Raw genomic sequence first — 510 nt, forward strand, 5'->3', positions numbered from 1 at the left:
AGTAGCCGAAGCTGATCCCCATGGCCATCAGCGTGAAGGCGATCGGGAATCCCAGAAAAATGATGATCAGAAAGACGCCCAGCATAAAGAGGGCGATTTGGGGATCACTCATGATCGCTTGCTGCCTTCACTGCCGCCACCGTTCGGCGGCCAGACGATATCAATGGCTTCTGACCCGTGGGCGAGGACGTCGTGCGTCCCCTTCTCCATCAGCAGGACCTCGGTCTCCTCGATGTCGTCGGCCGCCTGCATCCATTCGTTCGTGCGCATGCAGACGACGCAGCGCAGGACCTGGGCGATGCCCTGGATCAAGAGCAGGATTCCGGCCGCCACGATCACCGCCTTCAGCTGGAAGATCGGCACGCCGGCCGGGCTGTTCACGCTCACCTCCAAATAGCCCCAGGAGCGCGAGGCGTACTTCCAGCCGGCGAGTATCAAGGCGATCACGCCCGGGAAGAAGAACAGGAAGTAGAGCACGAACTCCACCTTGGCCTGCGTGCGCGGCTGCCA

The 510-nt window shown here is 61.6% G+C and carries 1 protein-coding gene; it reads right to left on the reverse strand.

All coding sequences use genetic code 11. The annotated features are described in order from the left end of the window. Positions 1-108: 108 nt before the first annotated feature. On the reverse strand, positions 109-510 hold a 402-nt coding region (locus ACKGJN_RS16870), incomplete at its 5' end, for a TRAP transporter small permease subunit (protein ID WP_409540737.1).

It is taken from the genome of Gillisia xinjiangensis, from assembly GCF_046298265.1.
Lineage (GTDB): Bacteria > Bacteroidota > Bacteroidia > Flavobacteriales > Flavobacteriaceae > Gillisia > Gillisia xinjiangensis.